This window comes from Tsuneonella rigui, from assembly GCF_003958625.1.
GTDB lineage: Bacteria > Pseudomonadota > Alphaproteobacteria > Sphingomonadales > Sphingomonadaceae > Tsuneonella > Tsuneonella rigui.
The window spans coordinates 232,983-251,348 of sequence record NZ_RSEL01000020.1; the positions used below are offsets into that span (position 1 = coordinate 232,983).

The window sequence follows — 18,366 nt, forward strand, 5'->3', positions numbered from 1 at the left end:
GAAAGCTTGCGTGGTGACGGCGCCTGCGTATAGCCGCGCCATGCGCACCGGACGTATCGAACGCAACACGAGCGAGACGGCGATCCTGGTCGAGGTCAATCTCGACGGGACGGGTGCCTATGATGTCGCGACCGGGATCGGCTTCCTCGATCACATGGTCGAACAGTTCAGCCGCCACTCGCTGATCGATGTGACGATGAAGGTCGACGGCGATCTGCATGTCGACCAGCATCACACCACCGAAGACAGCGCGATCGCTCTTGGTCAGGCGCTCAGCCAAGCGCTCGGCGACAAGGGCGGCATCGGCAGATATGGCCAGGCCTATTCGCCGATGGACGAGACGCTGGCGCGGGTGGCGCTCGATATCTCGGGGCGCCCGTACCTCGTGTGGCGCGCGGGTTTCAGTCAGACGCGGCTGGGCGAATGGGATACCGAGCTGATCGAGCACTGGTTCCACTCGGTCGCGCAGGCATGCGGGATCACGCTGCACGTTGAGCTACTCTACGGCGGCAACAACCACCACATCTGCGAGAGCATCTACAAGGGCTTCGCCCGCGCGATGCGGCAGGCGGTCGAGCGCGATCCGCGCAAGGGCGGGGCAATTCCGTCGACCAAGGGTCAGCTCGGTGGCTGAGGCCCCCAGTGTCTGAAGCCATCGCGCTGATCGATTACGGCGCGGGCAACCTCCAGTCGGTCCACAACGCGCTGATGGCGGCGGGCGCCGGCCATGTGCATCTCACCGCCGACCCGGCGATCGTGCGCGGGGCGCGGCGGATCGTGCTGCCCGGGGTGGGCTCATTCAAATCATGCGCCGAGGGCCTCCGGGCCGTGCCGGGTATGGTCGAGGCGCTCGAGGAGCGCGTGCTCGCCGATGGCGTGCCGTTCCTTGGCGTGTGTGTCGGCATGCAGCTCCTCGCAACCCGCGGGGTCGAGCACGGAGCGACCGCCGGCCTCGACTGGATCGGCGGAGAGGTGCTGCCGATCGAACCGCGCGATCCGTCGATCAAGGTGCCGCACATGGGCTGGAACGACGTGAGGCCCATGCCGCACCGAGACGGCGCCAGCCTGATCGAGGGCGGGGAAGCTTATTTCCTCCACTCGTATCACTTCGTCCCCGACGAGGGGCGCGAGATCGCCGCGATGACCGACCATGGCGGCGGGCTGGTGGCTGCGGTGGCGCGCGACAACATCCTCGGGGTCCAGTTCCATCCCGAAAAGAGCCAGGCCTATGGCATTGACCTGCTTGAGCGTTTTTTGAGCTGGAAGCCCTGACGACGGGAACATGCGCGCGGGCCGATGCGTCTCGGTTGGGAAACCAGGAGAGTCGCGATGGCTGAAGCCGATCCCAAGAATCTATCCGACGCGCATACCGAAATGCCTTCGCTGAACGGACGCAAGGCGGTGATCACCGGCGGCACCACCGGCATCGGCCGCGCGATCGCAGTGCTCCTCGCCAGCGAAGGCGTCGAGATCTTCACCTGCGGCCGCGACGAGCAGCATCTGAAGGACGGGCTCGAACGGATCAACGAAGTCGGCAAGGGGGATGGCATCGCGCTGGACCTGGCGAAGCGCGATGATCTCGACAGGTTTTTCGCCGAGGCGGAGAAGAAGCTCGGCAAATACGACATCGCGGTGATCAACGCAGCCATCCCGGTGGACGGCATCACCGACACCAGCGAGGAAGACGCCTGGTACGCCGTCGCAACCGACTACACCGCGTATGTCATGAGCGTGCACAAGGCGGTGTCGCACATGAAGGACAAGGGTAACCTCGTCCTGATCGGTTCGATGAGCGCGCACAGCCTGGGCGGATCGTCCTCGGTCTATTCGGGGATGAAGAAGGGCATCCAGGGTTTTGCCGAGGCGTTGCACAAGGAACTGGGAAAGAAGGGCATCAAAGTCGGCCTGATCGAGCCGGGCCTGACCGGAGCCGACTTCCAGTACCCGGACATCCCGGCCGACAAGCAGCGCGAGATGATCAACGACGAGAAGATGTTGCGAGCCGAGGATATCGCGGTCGCGGTGCACTTCATGCTGACCCAGCCGCGCCGCGCGGTTGTCATGCAGCTTGCGATGACCGAGCGCGTTTCGGACAAATGACATTCGACGTCGACCGGCTCGTCCTCGTCCCGGACGACATCGATCTGGCGCGCTCGCCGCTCGCCGGTCACTTGGGTGTCGAAACGTATGTGCTGGGAGCGTTCAACCCCGCGCTGACGCGGCTTCCCAACGGCAACATGCTGATGATGGTGCGTGTGGCGGAGGCGCTGCGCCAGCCGGTGCGCGACGGCAACGTCCACGCGATCCGCTGGGACGAGGGGCGCTACGTCCTGGACGCCTGGCCGCTCCAGTTCGCCGACACCGCCGACCCGCGCAAGTTCGAGCTGCGCGGGATGGGATGGAAGATCATGGCGCTCACCTCGCTCGCCTGGCTGCTACCGGTCGAGCTGACGCCCGACGGGCTTGAAGTAGTCGCGCTGCACTACGACAAGGCGATCGCGCCGCAGGGCACTTACCAGTGCTATGGCCTGGAGGATGCGCGGATCAGCAAGGTCGGTGACCGCTATCTGATGACGACGTGCTCGGTCAGCCCGGAGCGGCATTCGACAACGCTGTACTCGTCCGACAACGCGCTCGATTGGCAGTTCGAAGGGATCGTGCTCGATCACCAGAACAAGGACATGCTGATTTTCGAAGGGTTGATCGACGGCCAATACTGGGCGCAGACCCGGCCGCTCGGCGCGCTGTTCTTCGCTTATCCGCCCGACAGCCCGTACCACGCCGGCCCCTCGATCAACCACGCGACCAGTCCCGACGCGCTACACTGGAAGCCGCATATCGAGCCGGCCATCCGCCCGCACGCCGGCACCGCCGCCACCGCCCGCATCGGAGGCGGCACCCCGCCGATCCTCACCGAAGTCGCGGGCCGGCGCGGCTGGCTGACCCTGTGGCACGGGGTCGAGCCGAAGGAAATTGTCGGCATCTACCGCACCTACTGGTCGCTGCTCGATCCCGACGAGCCGTGGAAGGTGCTCGCGACGAGCCATCCGCCGCTGCTCGAGGCGAACGCCGACCTCACCGCGCCCCTCGAACATCAGATGTACGTTCGCGACGTGGTGTTCAGCACCGGGATCGTGGAGGAGGCCGATCATTTCATCGTCGCCAGCGGCGAGGCGGACCTGGCCTGCCGGATCACGCACATCCCCAAGGGGGCATTCGTCCCGTCGTAGATTTGCGCGGGTGACGCGCTGCGGACAGAATGTTAGCGCGCACCGATGATCGTCTTTCCTGCTATCGACCTCAAGGCCGGCCAAGTCGTCCGTCTGGCGGAAGGCGATATGGCGCGCGCCACCGTCTATGGCGACGATCCGGCCGCGCAGGCCATGCTGTTCGCCCAGGCGGGAGCGGAGCATCTCCACGTGGTGGATCTCGACGGCTCGTTCGCCGGCCGGGCGGAGAACCGCGCGGCTGTCGAGGCGATCGTCGAAAGCTTTCCCGGATACGTGCAACTCGGCGGCGGCATCCGCACCCGCGAGGCGGTGGAGGGATGGTTCGACCTCGGCGTCGCCCGGATCGTGATGGGCACCGCAGCGCTCAAGGATTCCGAGTTTGTGCGGGACATGGCGGCGGAGTATCCAGGCGGAATAGTCGTCGCGGTGGACGCGCGTGACGGGATGGTCGCAACCGAGGGTTGGGCCGAGGTGTCCGACATGCCCGCCACCGATCTCGCGCGCCGGTTCGAGGACGCCGGCGTCGCCGCGCTGCTGTTCACCGACATCGGCCGCGACGGCCTGCTCAAGGGCGTCAACATCGACGCCACGGTCGACCTTGCACGGCGGGTCGATATTCCGGTGATCGCGAGCGGCGGCGTGAAAGGGCTCGACGACATTCACCTTCTCTCGCTTCACGCTAACGACGGGATCGAAGGCGTGATCACCGGCCGCGCGCTCTACGATGGCCGCCTCGACCTCGCGACCGCGATTGCCATCGCCAACCGCGCATGACTGTCCGCATCCGCGTCATTCCGTGTCTCGACGTCGCGAACGGGCGCGTGGTGAAGGGCGTCAACTTCGTCGACCTCAAGGACGCGGGCGATCCGGTCGAGCAGGCCAAGGCGTATGACGCCGCGGGAGCGGACGAGCTGTGCTTTCTCGATATCTCCGCCAGCAACGAAGGGCGCGGGACGTTGCTGGATGTCGTGCGGCGCACCGCAGCGGTGTGCTTCATGCCCTTAACAGTGGGCGGTGGGGTGCGCTCGGTCGAGGACGCGCGGGCGCTCCTTCTGGCCGGCGCGGACAAGGTGGCGGTCAACAGCGCGGCGGTGGCGCGCCCCGAGGTGGTGAGCGAGATCGCCGCGCGCTTCGGCAGCCAGTGCGTGGTGGCCTCAGTCGATGCGCGGCGCGTTGGGGAGAGCTGGGAAATCTTCACGCATGGAGGGCGCCGCGCGACTGGTATGGATGCCGTCGAGCACGCGGTGCGTCTGGCAGAACTCGGCGCGGGGGAATTGTTGGTCACCTCGATGGACGGTGACGGCACTCAAGCCGGATACGACCTCGCGCTGACACGGGCGATTGCCGACGCTGTTTCCGTGCCTGTCGTTGCCAGCGGCGGGGTTGGCACGCTGGAGCATCTCGTCGAAGGCGTGACCGAGGGACATGCAAGCGCGGTGCTCGCGGCGTCGATTTTTCACTTCGGCACGCATAGTATTTCCGAAGCGCATGAAGCTCTTCGTTCGGCCGGGTTACCCGCTCGCGCGTGAGCGTCCCGCCCCGGGACGGCGCTCAGGCCGACCTTGGCAAGACGGCGCGCGAGGTGCCTTCCTCTCCGGGCCATGCGCTTCGCGATTCCCCTGATGCTCCTCGGATTTGCCACTCCGGCATTGGCCGCCGGCGCCGCGATTCCGGAGCCATCGAGCATGGCGTTGTTCGGCTTGGGCGTAGTCGGCGTCCTGATCGGCCGCCACGGGGCACGCCGCAAGCGCGACTGACCGCTTGACCTGAGCGCCCGGCTCCCGCCATGCGGGATGCCGATGGATACGCTTACGCGCCTCGAACAGACGATCGCGGACCGTCTTCGATCTGGAGATGCTTCCTCAAGCTACGTCGCGCAGCTCCATTCGCGCGGCCTGCCGGTGATCACGCGCAAATTGGGTGAGGAGGCGGTTGAGACCATCGTCGCGGCACTATCGGGCACGCGCGAGGACCTGACGGGGGAGGCGGCCGATATGCTGTTCCACCTGCTCATCCTTCTGGGCGAGAAGGGTGTGCCGCTGGCAGACGTTCTCGCCGAGCTCGATCGCCGCGAGGGCACGTCGGGGATCGACGAAAAAGCCAGCCGGAGTTCCTGATGCCGATCGACCCGACCTTGCCGTACGACGACCAGAACATCTTCGCGAAGGTCCTGCGCGGCGAACTGCCCTCGAAGAAGGTCTACGAGGACGAGTGGGCGCTCGCCTTCCACGACATCGCTCCGCAGGCGCCGGTGCACATCCTGGTCATCCCCAAGGGCAGTTACGTGAGTTGGGACGACTTTTCTGCAGACGCTTCTGACGCCGAAATCGCCGGGTTTGCCCGCGCGGTCGGTCATGTCGCCCGCGAGGCAGGATTGGTCGAGCCGGGCTACCGAGTGCTCTACAATGTTGGCCGCAATGGCGGGCAGGAGATCGCCCACCTTCACGCGCACATCTTCGGCGGGCGCGGGCTCGGGCGGATGGTCGGCTGACGGGCACAAGCTAACCTTCGTCGGGTTGCCAGCGGAGTCGCGCTCCGTCTAAGGCCCCCAGCAATGACTGCCCAGCCAACCCTGCCTGGCGGCCTGATCGAAGGCTCGCGTCACCTTTACGCGGTGCGCGCCTACTACGAAGACACCGACCTGTCGGGCATCGTCTATCACGCCAACTACCTGCGCTGGTTCGAACGTGCGCGGAGCGATTTGCTGCGCCTGCTCGAGATCGACCAGCGCAGCGCGGTCGAGGCGGGCGAGGGTGCTTACGCCGTCGCCGACCTCCACATCCGCTACGCGCGGCCCGCGCGGCTCGACGACACAATGATCATCGAGACCACTTGCGCTGAGCTTGGCGCAGCCAGCGTGCGCATCCATCAACGCGCCACGCGTGATGGCGAGCTCGTCGCCGAGCAGACCGCGCGTGTCGGCTTTATCGATCCAGCGGGCCGCCCCCGCCGCCAGCCGGCGGTGTGGCGCGCGGCGTTCGCGCAATTTGCTGAAGGAACCGAATGACCGACCTCTCCCTCCTGGCCGCTGCCGGCGCGCCCAGCCGCCTCAATCCCGTGCAGCTGTTTCTCGACGCCGACATCGTGGTGCAGGCGGTCATGCTCGGACTGCTGCTGGCGAGCGTATGGACCTGGATGATCATCGTCAGCTTCAGCCTGCGCATGACCGCAGTGAAGAAGCGTTGCCGCGATTACGAAGAGGATTTCTGGCAGACCGACAATTTCGACGCGCTGATGAAGGAGCGCGGCAAGAAGGACATCGCCAGCGCGCGCGTGGCGACGGCCGGGATGCGCGAGTGGCGCCATTCGGTGAAAGGCGGCCGCGTGGCGGATCGCGACGGGCTGCGTCAGCGCCTCGCAGTGACGATGGAAAGCCAGGTCGCAGCGGAGGCAGACGAGTTGTCGAACCGCCTGAACTTCCTCGCCACCGTCGGTTCGGTAGCTCCCTTCGTCGGCCTGTTCGGAACCGTGTGGGGCATCATGAACAGCTTCTTCCAGATCGGGCAGCAGCAGAACTCATCGCTCGCGGTGGTCGCGCCGGGCATTTCCGAGGCGCTGTTCGCGACCGCGATCGGCCTGTTCGCGGCGATCCCGGCAGTGATCGCTTACAACCGCTTCAGCCACGCGGTGAACGGCCTTGAGGGGCGGTTGCAGCGCTTCGCCGACCGTTTCCACGCCAGTCTCAGCCGCGAGCTGGAGACACTCTGACATGGCGATGGGCCTCCACGCGAAGAAGCGCGGCCGGCGCGGGCGCGCGCCGATGGCGGAGATCAACGTCACCCCGTTGGTCGACGTCATGCTGGTGCTGCTGATCATCTTCATGGTCACCGCGCCTCTGCTGACCGCGGGCGTACCCATCGAGCTGCCCGACAGCCGCGCCAACCCGCTCGACCAGGATCCCAAGCAGGTCACCATCTCGATCGACCGCGAAGGGTATATCTTCATCGACAAGGAACGCGTGGAGATCGGCGGCTTCCCCGATGCGCTGGCGCAGCTCAACCAGGGTGGCGGCGAACCGCCGCAAGTGACGCTGCGCGCGGACAAGGCGCTCGACTATGGGCGGGTGATGGCGGTGATGGGTGAGCTGAACCGCGGCGGGTTCAACTCGATCTCGCTGGTCACCAACGGTTCAGTCTCGGCCCCATAGCCCGGCGATTACGATGGTTTTCGCCAATCTTCGCCGCGAGGAACGCATTGGTCTCGGCATCGCGCTGGCCCTGCACGTGGCGCTGGGTGTCGCGCTGCTGATCCAGCCGGCGAGCCGCAAGACCATCCCGCCGATCGAGAAGATGACGGTCAACCTGGCGACCGATGTCGGCCTCGAGGCGACTGCGCCGGAACCGGTGCCCGAAAGCGCCGCCGCGATCGCGCCTACCCTCGCGCCTGAGCCCGCACCGCCGGCGGAGTCGGTCCCGCAGCCCGCTGTCGCGCAGCCGATCCAGCGGCCGCAGCCGGTCGCGACCACGCCCCCCAAGCCCAAGCCGGTGCCCCGCGCGACCACCGCGCCCAAGCCGAAGCCTCCGTCGACCGAGCCGCGCCGCCGGCCCGACGCTCCGGCGAGCCAGACGCGCTCGGCGCCGAAACCAAAGCCCGCCGGCGGCAGCCGCATCGGCGCCGACTTCCTCCCAGGCGCGGGCAGCAGCACGACGACGCGCGAGACCCGCGTGCCCGCCAGCCAGATCGGCGCAAGCGCGAAGGCTTCGCTGGTCCAGGCGATCGCACGCGAGATCAAGCCGAAGTGGCAACCACCTGACGGCCCCGATGTCGACAAAATCACGACGTACTTGCGCTTTCGCTTGAACACGGATGGCAGTCTGCAGGGACGGCCCGAACTGGTTCGTCAGACGGGCGTCAACGACACCAATCGCGCACAAGCGGGGCGTCATGCCGAGCAGGCGATCCGCGCCGTGCAACTGGCCGCACCGTTCGACTTGCCCGACGAGTACTACAACGCGTGGAAGCTCGTCGGACCCTTTGGATTTGACTGGAAACTGGCCCAATGACCAAGACCTTCGCCGCCCTCCTGCTCCTCACCTCCGCGATGCCGCTGGCTGCGCAGGACCTGGGGCAGAAGCCGCCGAGCGACACGCCCGTAGAAACAACCGAAGAGGAGGGGCTTTCCGGTTCGGTCAGCTTCGAAGGTAACCTCGAGGATCTCGGCATCGCAATTCCTACGTTCGCTACGGATCGGAACGCGCCGACGCCTGCAAATGCCAGCGGCACCGCCGCGCTCGGGCGCGAATTGGCGCAGGTCGTGTTCAACGATCTCAAGAACAACGGTTTGTTCAAGCCGGTCGGGCCGGGCTCGTTGCCACAGCCGACATTCGGCGAAATCACCTCGCCCGCCTGGCCGACCTGGTCGGGGCGCAGCGCTGAAATGCTCGTCGAGGGCTACGTCCGCGCCGGTGCCGACGGGCGGCTGACGGTCGGCTGCTACCTTTACGACGTGCAGCTGCAGAAGGAGCTCGCCCGCGCCGGGTGGGTGGTGCCGCCGGTCGACTGGCGCCGCGCCGCTCACAAGTGCGCCGACCTCGTCTATTCGCGCCTGTCCGGCGAGAGTCCGTTCTTCGACAGCCGCATAGCCTACATCGCGGAGACCGGTCCTAAGGGGAACCGGGTCAAGCGGCTTGCGATCATGGATTCGGACGGCGCCAACCACCGCTTCATCACCAACGGTCGCGCGACCGCGCTGACCCCGCGTTATTCGCCCGACTACCGCAAGCTCATGTACCTGAGCTACGTCGACAAGAACCCGCGCATCTACGTCTATGACATCGGCACCGGGCGCCAGACGCTCGTCACGCAGTCGGCAAACCCGACCTTTGCGCCGCGCTGGTCGCCCGACGGCAAGTGGGTGCTCTATTCGATGGCGATCGGGGGCAATACCGACATTTACCGCGTGCCGGCGACCGGCGGGCAGAGTACCAGGCTGACCAACACCCCGGGCATCGACATCGGCGGCTCGTATTCGCCCGACGGGTCCAAGATCGTTTTCGAGAGCGACCGTTCGGGCGTGCAGCAGTGCTATGTGATGAACGCCGACGGATCGAACCAGCAGCGCATCAGCTTCGGCGGTGCGCGTTGCGCCACGCCTGAGTGGAGTCCGCGCGGCGACCAGATCGCCTTCACCAACGCGAGCAACTTCCACATCTCGGTCATGTCGCCCAACGGCGGCAATGTCCGCCAATTGACCAGCGGCTGGCAGGATGAGGCGCCGACCTGGGCGCCGAACGGCCGCGTGATCCAGTTCTTCCGCACCGAACGGGGGAGTGGTCAGACTGCGCTGTATCAGGTCGATCTGACTGGCCGCAACGAGCGTCGCCTGCCGACGCCCGCGAACGCATCGGACCCCGCATGGGGACCGATCCTGCCGTAAACGCATTCCTTACAATGAGAGGATGGACGGGTCGCGCCGCCTGACGGAATCAAAGAGGAGATACCAATGAACCGCCAGATCGTCCTTGCCGTGCTGCTTGCCGGCACCGCCGTGCTCGGCGCCTGCAAGAAGGAGCCGCCCGCTTCGCTGCCGCCAGATCCGACGCCGACCGCGACGAACACGACCACGACCGGCGACGACACCGGCGCCGCGGTGCTGGGCACGCAGCAGCACTTCGTCAACGCGGTGAACGGCCAGAACGTGATCTACTTCGACACCGACCAGTACAACGTCGACAGCGCCGATGCCGCGGCCCTGCAGAGCCAGGCCGCGTACCTCAACCAGTACCCGCAAATCTCGATCACGATTGAAGGGCATTGTGACGAGCGTGGTACGCGCGAATACAACCTTGCGCTGGGCGAGCGTCGTGCGAACGCGGCGAAGAACTATCTGGTCAGCCTGGGCGTGGCCGCGAGCCGGATCAGCACCGTGAGCTACGGCAAGGAACGCCCCGTCGCGCTTGGCTCCGACGAGGCGTCATGGGCGCAGAACCGCCGCGCCGTGTCGGTGGTGGTGAACTAGCGCAAGAGCGACGGAAGCGCAGGCGGCGCGGGCAGCTCGGCCATGACCGGGACCATGCTCGCGCCGCTTCGCGCACCATGCTCGGCCGCGGGTGCGGTGAGCGCGAACGCAGCCATCGCCAGGGTCGAGGCCACGGCGGAAACGATCAGTTGAGAGCTCATCTTACGCATAACAGGTTTCATTTAGCTACTTTGATGCTGCATTGCAACAAAAGTCTTGCGAAAGCGTTCCCGGCGCTTTCATTTGATGCCCGCAACTCCTACTCAAGTCGGGTGAACGTGAGCGGAACTCGATGACCGGCGCCCGGCGCTCGATGGACTGGGGTTTTCCTCGCTGGCGCGCATACGGCGGCGCTCGGGAAGCAGTGCAGGTGCGCATCTGCGACCGCCACGGCTGCGATGAGCCCGGTGATTGCCCCGCGCCCAAAAGTCCTAACAGCAAGGACAGGTGGTATTTCTGCCAGCAGCACGCGGCGGAATACAATCGCAAGTGGGATTACTTCGAAGGCCTCGATAAGGAAGAGGCGGCCGAGCGCGCGCGGACCGAGCAGCGCGACAATGCCGGCTATGCCGAGGCGGCGCACTACGGCTGGGGCGGTAGCGGCGACGGCAGCCGCAGCGCCGACGAGATGCGCGCGCTCGAAGTGCTCGGCCTCGAAGCCGACGCCGACGACAATGCAATCAAGAAGGCGTGGCGCGAGCGGGCCAAGCAGGTGCATCCCGACGTAAAGCCCGGCGACGAGGCGGCCGCGGCGGAGTTCCAGAAGCTCCAGCTCGCCTACGAAGTGCTGCGCCAGGCCCAAGAGCGGAGGGAGTGGCGCGGGTGAGCGAAATCGCCCGCGTCGCGGCCAATTCCGTCGACGCAGCAGCCGAGGCATTGCGACGCGATGGCGTTGTGGCGATCGAAGGCCTGTGGACCGCAGAAGTGATCGACTCGCTCGCTGCGACAGTCGCGGCGCAGCATCCCGAATTCAGCGACCTCGATCGCCTCGACGACTACCTGGGTGACAAGCACGAGCGCTTCATCGCCCCCGTCGGTTTGACCTCGGCTATCTGCAACAGCGGCCTCTGCCCGGACGATCGGCTAGACGCACTCTATGCGGCTATGCTGGCCGACGATTACGTTTTCGAAGCGTTCGGTATGCTGATGGTCCACCCTGGCGCGCCGCCCCAGGGTCCTCATCGCGACGGCGGACTGCTGTTCCCGGAAACCGGCGTCGATCGCATCCTGCCGCCGTCCGCGCTCACCGTGGCAATTCCGTTGGTGGACGTAACCGCCGATTACGCGCCGACCGGCGCGGTGCCGGGATCTCACCGCCATCAGGCTGCTTCCGATCCGTCGGAGCTGATCCCGATCGAGCTGAACCGCGGCGACGCGGCGGTGTGGGACTTCCGCACGAATCACGCGGGCCTCGCCAATCGCACCCACCGAGCGCGGCCGGCGCTCTATTTCACGGTCTGCCGGCCTTATTGGGTGGACCACAAGAACTTCCACGCGAACGCTCGCGCCAAGCTGGTGGGCGATCCCGCGGTCTTTGCCGAGCTCGGCCCGCGCTTCATCCGAGGCCGCCCGCGGTAACCGAACGGCAAAGCCTTCGCCGCTAAGCTTCCCGCAACGGGGAGAAATACATGTTCGGACTGTTCAAGCGCGGGAAGCCGGAGCTGTTGCCCGACGAGCCGATCGAGTTGAAGGTCGCGATTGAAATCGAGAACTCAGCCGACGCGGTCTATGCGCTGCTCGACTGGGGAGACGAGCGCAATCAAATGCGGGCGCGCGGAAACATCGTCCGCCGGGAAAGTGAGCAGCCCGAGGTTTACCGTCTCTGGTACGATCGCGCGCCGGAGCTGAACTTCCTGATGACCGTCACCGACGCGGTGCCCGGACGACACTATGCCTTCCTGGCGAACATCGTGCCGCTCGTCGGTCTACGCATCGGCAGCCACGAGAATTATATGATCCAGCCCTTGGGCGATGACCGGTGCCGCGTGACGTTCGTCAACACCGTCCATCACCAACCGGGCCTCAATCAGGCCCAACTCGCGCAAGAGATCAGCATGTCGACCATGGCTGCAGCGACGGGCATGACGAAGCTGAAGCTTCAGGCCGAACGCGGCGCCGAAGCGGTCGCCGAGTTCGAGCGCGAGACTGATTGCTGTTGAACCTACGCTAGACCGCGTCGAGCGCCTGACGGAAGTCCGCGATCAGATCGTCGGGGTCCTCGATGCCGATGCTGATCCGCACCAGGTTGTCGGCGATGCCGAGCGCCATCTTGCGTTCGTCGGGTACCGACAGGTGGGTCATCGATGCCGGATGGCTCGCAAGCGTCTCGGTGCCGCCGAGACTGACCGCGAGCTTGGCGATGGTCAGCGCGTCGAGGAAACGGAAGCATTCGGCCTCGCCGCCCTTGATGAACACCGAGAACGTGCTGCCGGCGCCGGTGCAATGGCGGTCGAAGATGTCCTGCTGCCGCGCATCGTCGATCATGCCGAGGTAGCCGAGCCCTTCAACCTTGGGATGGCTGGCGAGGAAGGCGCACACCTTCGCGGCGTTGTGCCCCGCGCGGTCCATGCGCAGCTCGACGGTCTCAAGGCTGCGGAGCAGCATCCACGCGGTGTTGGGATCGGCGATCCCGCCCATCGTATTGCGCAGCATGCGCACCGGGGTGATCCACTTCTTGGCGCCCGAGACGCTGCCGGCCACGAGATCGGAATGGCCGCCGACGTATTTGGTCAGCGAGTAGACCACGATGTCTGCCCCGTGATCGAGCGGGCGAGACCACAGCGGGCCGAGGAAAGTGTTGTCGATCGCGATGGGACAATCGGCGCCCAGCGCGGCGTCGCGCGCATCGCGCACGGCCTCGACATCGACCAGTGCGTTGGTCGGGTTGGCTGGGCTCTCGAGATAGACCATCGCCACCTTGCCGCCGTTCGCTTCGGCCTGCGCCTTGGCCTTCGCCATGACGGCGTCGAGTTCCGCGCGGTCGGCACCGGCAGGGAAGTCGACATAGGTCACGCCGAACCGGCTCATGTGCTTGGCCACGAAGCCCTCGCTCGCAGCGTAGAGCGGGCCCGAGTGGACGATCACGTCGCCCGCCGAGCAGAACGTCAGCAGCAGCACGCAGATCGCGGTCATGCCGCTTGAGAAGCAGAGTGTCTCTTCGGCGCCGTCCCAGATCGAGAGCCGCGCTTCGAGGATCTCCTGGTTGGGGCCGTTGAAGCGCGAATAGACGAGGCCCTCGGCGCCCCCGGGGCGCTTGCCGGTAATGCCTTCAAAGTGACGCTTGCCGGCAGCGGCGTTCTCGAACGCGAAGGTGCTGGTGAGGAAGATCGGCGGTTTGAGGCTTCCTTCCGACAGCTGCGGATCGTAACCCGCGCCCATCATCAAGGTGGATGGCTTCAGCGCATGGTTGCCGATCGAAGTGACGGCGGCCTTGGGCTTGCGGGAGGGCGTATCGGACATTGCGAGGTTCCTCGAACCAGTCACTCCCAGGGAGGCGGGAGCTGGATGAGGGAGGCCGGGGCGCTCGCGTCCTAACCTCCGCAGGACGCATCTCCGCCGGCTCGCCGGTCGCCGGCGCGATTACCGCTGGGTCGATTTGATTTCAACCGCAACCGGCTGTCAGTCGTCCTCGATCAGGCTCCGCTCGCGGGTTTCGGGCAGCAGGAGGGTCGCGACGCCAGCCATCGCGATGACGAGTGCTACGTAGAAATAGAACCACTGCTCGACCCCCAGCTCCTTGAGCTTGAGGGCGACCATCTCGACCGTGCCGGCGAAGATCGCGTTGCCGATCGCGTAGGGCAGGGCGACCCCGAGACCGCGGATGTGGGCGGGGAACAGTTCGGCCTTCACGAGCGCGTTGTTAGCGCTGTAGCCCGATTGCAGCGTGAGCGGGATCAACAGGATCAGCGTCGCGGCCACCGGCGATGTGGCACGCTCGAGCGCCAGGAACACCGGCACCGCCGCGATCGCCCCGCCGATCCCGAACACCAGCAACATCGGCTTGCGTCCAAAGCGATCCGCCAGCGCGCCGAACACAGGCTGCATCGCGGTGAACCACAACAAGCCCGCCGCAATGATGCCGGTGGCGGTCGCCTTGTCGAACCCGGTCGTGTTGAGCAGGAACTTCTGCATGTAAGTGGTGTAGGCATAGAAGCCCGCGCCGCCGCCCGCCGACAGCATCGCCACGAGAATGCTTTCGCGGCGGTGTTCCCGCCACAGCAGCCGCGCGGTCGAGGCGGGGCGCTCCGCAGCCTGATTCTCGAAGGCTGGCGTCTCCGCCAGGTTTCGCCGAAAGATGTAAACGCTCACCGCCAGGATCGCGCCGATCACGAACGGGATGCGCCAGCCCCACGCTGTGAGTTCCGCCTCGCTGAGCACGCTCTGCAGCACGACGGCCACCGCGATCGCCAGCAATTGGCCGGCGGTCAGCGTCATGTACTGGAAGCTCGCCCAGAAACCGCGGTTCTTCTTCGGTGCCATTTCGGACAAGTAGGTCGCGCTGGCCCCATACTCGCCTCCCAGCGACAGGCCCTGGATCATCCGCGCGACGACCAGCGTCACCGGCGCGAACAGGCCAGCGGTCGCATAGGTCGGCGCAAGCGCGAGGATCATCGATCCGGTGAACATAAGCGCCACCGACAGCGTCAGCCCCGCCTTGCGCCCGCGCGCGTCGGCAAAGCGCCCCATGACCCACGCGCCGATCGGCCGCAGGACGAAACCGACCGCGAAGATCGTCGCCGTGCTCAGCAACTGGGCCGTCGGATCAGCCTTGGGAAAGAAGACCGGCGCGAAGTAGATGGCGAAGCTCGCGTAGGCGAACCAGTCGTACCATTCGACGAGGTTGCCGGCCGATCCGCCGATGATCGAAACCAAGCGCCGGCGCGGTATGGCAAGTGCTCTCGTGCGTTGCATGCCCACCTCTTTCGGCAACCTTGTGATGGTCTAGACTTGGCATCGGCGAGCGCAATGCCGGCGGCGAGCGATCCCGGACCATGACCCATCTTAAGCTTGGACGACTGTTCGGTTCAGTGCTGTGCAAGCGCAAGTCGATTAGAAGTAGAATGATGAGAAAGATCCTCCTTGCGCTGGCGGTCGGCGCCACGAGCTTCACCGGTACCGCGATCATGCCGACTGCGGTGGCGACTGCCGCTGACCCGTCTGCGCAGGATTGGTCGGTCGGGCCGGTCATTCGCGGGCGCAATTATTCGGTGGGGATGGCACCCGATCTCCGACCCGGCCGTAATGGGCCGAGCTTCGACTTCCCCTATCCGTCTCGCGCAGCGGGTCACGTTCATGCCGTGACCATGCCGGTGGGGTCGTTGGCTGGCGCCAAGCGGATCACGCTAACCTATCGCATCGACGCGGCCCCTGGGGTCAGGTTCTACGGGCAGGAGAACGGCGGGCCGGGTTGGCTGTCGCTCTTTATCCAACAGCGCGGAGATAATTGGACCGCCAAAGGCCGCTATCAGACCTATCGCTGGTATTCACCTGATGAGCGAATTGAGACCCTGCGGCCGGGGCTGCACACGGTCTCGATTGCGCTCGACGAAGAATGGAACGCCGTGGTTGCATGGAAGCGGTCGGCCAATCCCGCCGCGTTCGAAGCGGCGCTTGCGAACGCAGGCAGTGTCGGCTTTGTATTCGGTTCCACGTCAGGGTTAGGCCATGGGGTCTACGCGACTGGCCCGGCCAAATTCACGATTGTCGATTTCCGGATCGACTAGACCGGCTTCAAGTTGACCTGCTCGATGTGCCACGTGAGCTGCTCGGGCGTCGCACCATCAACGTCGTTGACACGGCGCAGGACCACGTCGCCCTTGAGCACGGCCTTTGTGCCGTCTGCCAGCGTGCCGGTGACCGTCGTCGGTACGGTGTAATAGCTCGATCCCGCTGCTCCTTCCATTTCGCCATCGGGCACGGCGACTGTGATGTTGCTCAATGGGTGAAACAGCGCATTGAATTGCGCCTTGGAGGTCTGCGCCTTGGCGGCGTCGCCCATCAGGCTCCACGCCTGGTCGAACTCGCGCAGTTCGATTCCCCGCGCCCAGGCAAGCAAGTTGGCGCGGGCGCCTTTCTCAGTCTTGGCTGCTTCTTGGGTAAGAGGGGCGGGCGTGATGTTCGGTGCGCCATCGTTCTCGCCCGCTTCGGTTGCGTCGGGCGAGGGAGAGGGCGCTGAAGGCAAAGCAGTAGTCGTCGCTTCGGGGGCGGCAGACGCTTGCGCGGGTTCGGTTCGATCCGAAGTGGGCGAAACTTCGGATCCGCCACACGCTGCGAGTAACGAGGTACAAGCGACCACCAGAGTGGTCCGAGGATATCTGATCATACGTTAGAAATGACCTGACTGTTGCAAGCGTTCCCGCCCCGGGCGATGACGTTACCGGACGGTCTCGGGCTCCTTGGGCACCTCACCCTGACCCTGGCCGACGATCACCTGCCCGCGCGGCCCGTCGCGGCGGTAGATTTCTTCGAGCTTCTCCTGCCGCTCCCTGAGCAGCCGCGCCACCGCGCCGTCGACGCCGATGCCCGGCTGGATGCCGTTGATCACCAGCTCGGTGTAGTTCGGCTCGCGCTCGCCCTTGGAGAGGTCGGCGATGTCGGTCTCCTCAATCTCGGCTTCGACGGCTTGGGTCGCGCTGATCAGTTCGGTCACTTCGGGGCTGCTGTACTTGAGCAGGTGCGCGCGCAGGCCGCGGGGCCAGTCGGGGAAGTAGAACGGACGGGCCTCGAGATAGAGGCGCGAAACCAGCAGCGTATCGCCGCTGCGTTGGGTGCCGCGCAGCGAGCCGACGAATTCCTGCGCCACCTCGTCCAGCACCTGGCCGACGTTGGTCCCGTCGTATGCCTCCCGGCTGATCGACGGCCCGCCGATGTCGCCGTGCCAGAAGCCGTAGATGACCTTCGGATCGTGCCAGTTGGGATAAACGATCCGGGTGCGGATATCGCGCGGGCTCATGTGCACCCCGGCGACCGTGATGAAGGGCGCCTCGTCGAGCGGCACGCCGCCGACGCGCAACCGCGAGGGTGTCGACAGCGGGTAGGCGAGGGCGATCTGCTCGATCACTGCGACGTTGTGGAGATTGATCCAGTACGCGAGCTGCTCGTTGCGGTTTAGCCGGGTCAGCGGGACCGTGTCCGGTAGCTGTTCGAGCTCGCGGCGGTATTCGGTGAGCTCGTTTCGAACTTGATCGGTCATCACCGAGAACGCCACCCGGTTGCCTTCGAGCCGATAGCGGGAATCGTGCCCGAATATCATGTGCGAGCCGGTCAGCTTGTCGGGCGTGGGCTCGGATTCGCGTAGCGAGCGACCCATCCTGAGCACGAACCAGTGGAGCGCCTTGTCCCAATAGCTGAAATCTAGCCGGGTTGAGACGGTGTCCGAGCGGGGGACGAAGCGGGCGAAGTCCTCCACTTGGGCAGTCCGCACACCGCTATCTTGCGCGCTGGCCGGCGCAATTGCGCCAAGCGAGATGAGCGCCAATGCGCACAAGATAGCGTTGCGTAGCATGAATCGTCGCGTCCCCAGGTCTGATCCACCTTAATCCGGCCCGCGCCCGGACGCATGCCCGTTCGTCGAACAGGCAAGGCGTTGATCGGAAATGACCTTACGAGATGCGGCGAGAAGCGGCGGCAGCTTACTTCGGTGAGATCACCATCAGCATCTGGCGGCCTTCGAGGCGGGGATAGGCTTCGACCTTGGCGATCTCGGCGGTATCTTCCTGCACCCGCTTGAGCAGGTTCATGCCCAGTTCCTGGTGCGCCATCTCGCGCCCGCGGAAGCGCAGGGTCATTTTGACCTTGTCGCCTTCCTCGATGAACTTCTTCACGCTGCGCATCTTCACATCGTAGTCGTGATCATCGATGTTCGGACGCATCTTGATCTCTTTGATGTCCTGCGTCTTCTGCGTCTTGCGCGCGGCGTTGGCCTTCTTCTGCGCTTCGTAGCGGTGCTTGCCGACATCGAGGAACTTGGCGACCGGCGGATCGGCGTTGGGGGAGATCTCGACCAGGTTAAGGCCGATTTCGTTGGCCTGCTCGATCGCTTCGCGCGTGTACATCACGCCGAGGTTCTCGCCGTTCTCGTCGATGACGCGAACCTTGTCGGACTGGATCATATTATCAAAGCGCGGGCCGCTCTTGACGGGCGGGGCCAGCATGCGCCGGGGGGGACGAGCTATGGGG

General features: G+C 65.5%; 25 protein-coding genes. 19 read left to right on the forward strand and 6 right to left on the reverse strand.

The annotated features are described in order from the left end of the window. Positions 1-40 precede the first annotated feature (40 nt). From hisB to pal, 15 genes are all read left to right on the forward strand, one after another. A complete protein-coding gene (gene hisB, locus ELY12_RS09565; RefSeq protein WP_126176460.1) occupies positions 41-634 on the forward strand; it encodes an imidazoleglycerol-phosphate dehydratase HisB in 594 nt (197 codons plus the stop codon). 8 nt (positions 635-642) lie between these two features. Further along, on the forward strand, positions 643-1,272 hold the full coding sequence (gene hisH, locus ELY12_RS09570; RefSeq protein ID WP_126176461.1) for an imidazole glycerol phosphate synthase subunit HisH: 630 nt from the start codon (positions 643-645) through the stop codon (positions 1,270-1,272). A 57-nt stretch (positions 1,273-1,329) separates the two neighbouring features. Beyond that, a complete protein-coding gene (locus tag ELY12_RS09575; protein WP_126176462.1) occupies positions 1,330-2,100 on the forward strand; it encodes an SDR family oxidoreductase in 771 nt (256 codons plus the stop codon). Beyond that, positions 2,097-3,230 carry a glycoside hydrolase family 130 protein gene (locus ELY12_RS09580; RefSeq protein ID WP_126176463.1) on the forward strand — a complete coding sequence of 378 codons (1,134 nt, stop codon included), beginning with the start codon at positions 2,097-2,099 and terminating at the stop codon, positions 3,228-3,230. Before ELY12_RS09575 ends, ELY12_RS09580 begins: the two co-directional genes overlap by 4 nt. A gap of 45 nt (positions 3,231-3,275) precedes the next feature. Further along, a complete protein-coding gene (gene hisA / locus ELY12_RS09585; RefSeq protein WP_126176464.1) occupies positions 3,276-4,004 on the forward strand; it encodes a 1-(5-phosphoribosyl)-5-[(5-phosphoribosylamino)methylideneamino]imidazole-4-carboxamide isomerase in 729 nt (242 codons plus the stop codon). After that, positions 4,001-4,759 (forward strand): imidazole glycerol phosphate synthase subunit HisF, encoded by a 759-nt coding sequence (gene hisF / locus ELY12_RS09590; RefSeq protein WP_126176465.1) that lies wholly within the window; start codon positions 4,001-4,003, stop codon positions 4,757-4,759. The genes hisA and hisF overlap by 4 nt, the downstream gene beginning before the upstream one ends. A gap of 72 nt (positions 4,760-4,831) precedes the next feature. Further along, positions 4,832-4,987, forward strand: a complete 156-nt coding sequence (locus ELY12_RS09595; protein ID WP_126176466.1) for a PEP-CTERM sorting domain-containing protein — start codon at positions 4,832-4,834, stop codon at positions 4,985-4,987. Positions 4,988-5,029: 42 nt separating this feature from the next. After that, positions 5,030-5,347 (forward strand): phosphoribosyl-ATP diphosphatase, encoded by a 318-nt coding sequence (locus tag ELY12_RS09600; RefSeq protein ID WP_126176467.1) that lies wholly within the window; start codon positions 5,030-5,032, stop codon positions 5,345-5,347. Next, complete coding sequence (locus ELY12_RS09605) at positions 5,347-5,721, forward strand: histidine triad nucleotide-binding protein (RefSeq protein ID WP_126176468.1); 375 nt, start codon at positions 5,347-5,349, stop codon at positions 5,719-5,721. The genes ELY12_RS09600 and ELY12_RS09605 overlap by 1 nt, the downstream gene beginning before the upstream one ends. A 63-nt stretch (positions 5,722-5,784) precedes the next feature. Continuing rightward, positions 5,785-6,237: a YbgC/FadM family acyl-CoA thioesterase gene (locus ELY12_RS09610; protein WP_126176469.1), complete on the forward strand. Its 453-nt coding sequence runs from the start codon at positions 5,785-5,787 to the stop codon at positions 6,235-6,237. Continuing rightward, positions 6,234-6,938, forward strand: coding sequence for a protein TolQ (gene tolQ / locus ELY12_RS09615; protein ID WP_126176470.1), 705 nt, complete (start codon positions 6,234-6,236; stop codon positions 6,936-6,938). The genes ELY12_RS09610 and tolQ overlap by 4 nt, the downstream gene beginning before the upstream one ends. 1 nt (position 6,939) lies before the next feature. Beyond that, positions 6,940-7,377 carry an ExbD/TolR family protein gene (locus ELY12_RS09620; RefSeq protein ID WP_126176471.1) on the forward strand — a complete coding sequence of 146 codons (438 nt, stop codon included), beginning with the start codon at positions 6,940-6,942 and terminating at the stop codon, positions 7,375-7,377. Between the two features lie 13 nt (positions 7,378-7,390). Then, on the forward strand, positions 7,391-8,233 hold the full coding sequence (locus tag ELY12_RS09625) for an energy transducer TonB (RefSeq protein ID WP_126176472.1): 843 nt from the start codon (positions 7,391-7,393) through the stop codon (positions 8,231-8,233). After that, positions 8,230-9,606, forward strand: coding sequence for a Tol-Pal system beta propeller repeat protein TolB (gene tolB, locus ELY12_RS09630; RefSeq protein ID WP_126176473.1), 1,377 nt, complete (start codon positions 8,230-8,232; stop codon positions 9,604-9,606). The genes ELY12_RS09625 and tolB overlap by 4 nt, the downstream gene beginning before the upstream one ends. A gap of 66 nt (positions 9,607-9,672) precedes the next feature. Further along, the gene (gene pal / locus ELY12_RS09635; RefSeq protein WP_126176474.1) at positions 9,673-10,188 is read left to right on the forward strand and encodes a peptidoglycan-associated lipoprotein Pal; all 516 of its coding nucleotides are present in this window, start codon (positions 9,673-9,675) and stop codon (positions 10,186-10,188) included. On the opposite strand, the gene ELY12_RS14320 is transcribed toward pal, so the two are convergent. Beyond that, entirely contained in the window at positions 10,185-10,358 is a 174-nt protein-coding gene (locus ELY12_RS14320) for a hypothetical protein (RefSeq protein WP_164549469.1), read from the reverse strand. The two genes, pal and ELY12_RS14320, sit on opposite strands and share 4 nt — an antisense overlap. Before the next feature lie 122 nt (positions 10,359-10,480). Between ELY12_RS14320 and ELY12_RS09640 the strand changes: the two genes are divergently transcribed. The 3 genes from ELY12_RS09640 to ELY12_RS09650 are packed head-to-tail and all read left to right on the forward strand — an operon-like array spanning position 10,481 to position 12,347. Further along, a complete protein-coding gene (locus ELY12_RS09640; RefSeq protein WP_126176475.1) occupies positions 10,481-11,014 on the forward strand; it encodes a J domain-containing protein in 534 nt (177 codons plus the stop codon). Further along, a complete protein-coding gene (locus tag ELY12_RS09645; RefSeq protein ID WP_164549470.1) occupies positions 11,011-11,766 on the forward strand; it encodes a phytanoyl-CoA dioxygenase family protein in 756 nt (251 codons plus the stop codon). Before ELY12_RS09640 ends, ELY12_RS09645 begins: the two co-directional genes overlap by 4 nt. 50 nt (positions 11,767-11,816) lie before the next feature. Next, complete coding sequence (locus ELY12_RS09650) at positions 11,817-12,347, forward strand: hypothetical protein (protein WP_126176477.1); 531 nt, start codon at positions 11,817-11,819, stop codon at positions 12,345-12,347. A 7-nt stretch (positions 12,348-12,354) separates the two neighbouring features. On the opposite strand, the gene ELY12_RS09655 is transcribed toward ELY12_RS09650, so the two are convergent. Together ELY12_RS09655 and ELY12_RS09660 are read right to left on the reverse strand one after the other, a co-directional pair. Then, on the reverse strand, positions 12,355-13,647 hold the full coding sequence (locus ELY12_RS09655; RefSeq protein ID WP_126176478.1) for a cystathionine gamma-synthase family protein: 1,293 nt from the start codon (positions 13,645-13,647) through the stop codon (positions 12,355-12,357). 159 nt (positions 13,648-13,806) lie between these two features. Beyond that, complete coding sequence (locus ELY12_RS09660; RefSeq protein WP_126176479.1) at positions 13,807-15,099, reverse strand: MFS transporter; 1,293 nt, start codon at positions 15,097-15,099, stop codon at positions 13,807-13,809. A 152-nt stretch (positions 15,100-15,251) separates the two neighbouring features. Here ELY12_RS09660 and ELY12_RS09665 point away from each other — a divergent pair, with 152 nt between their 5' ends. After that, entirely contained in the window at positions 15,252-15,911 is a 660-nt protein-coding gene (locus ELY12_RS09665; protein ID WP_241229809.1) for a hypothetical protein, read from the forward strand. Here ELY12_RS09665 and ELY12_RS09670 read toward each other — a convergent pair. From ELY12_RS09670 to infC, 3 genes are all read right to left on the reverse strand, one after another. After that, positions 15,908-16,369: a hypothetical protein gene (locus ELY12_RS09670; RefSeq protein ID WP_126176480.1), complete on the reverse strand. Its 462-nt coding sequence runs from the start codon at positions 16,367-16,369 to the stop codon at positions 15,908-15,910. The genes ELY12_RS09665 and ELY12_RS09670 overlap by 4 nt on opposite strands. Positions 16,370-16,561: 192 nt before the next feature. After that, positions 16,562-17,692 carry a DUF547 domain-containing protein gene (locus ELY12_RS09675; protein ID WP_126176481.1) on the reverse strand — a complete coding sequence of 377 codons (1,131 nt, stop codon included), beginning with the start codon at positions 17,690-17,692 and terminating at the stop codon, positions 16,562-16,564. A gap of 127 nt (positions 17,693-17,819) precedes the next feature. After that, a complete protein-coding gene (gene infC, locus ELY12_RS09680) occupies positions 17,820-18,341 on the reverse strand; it encodes a translation initiation factor IF-3 (protein ID WP_126176482.1) in 522 nt (173 codons plus the stop codon). Positions 18,342-18,366 lie beyond the last annotated feature (25 nt).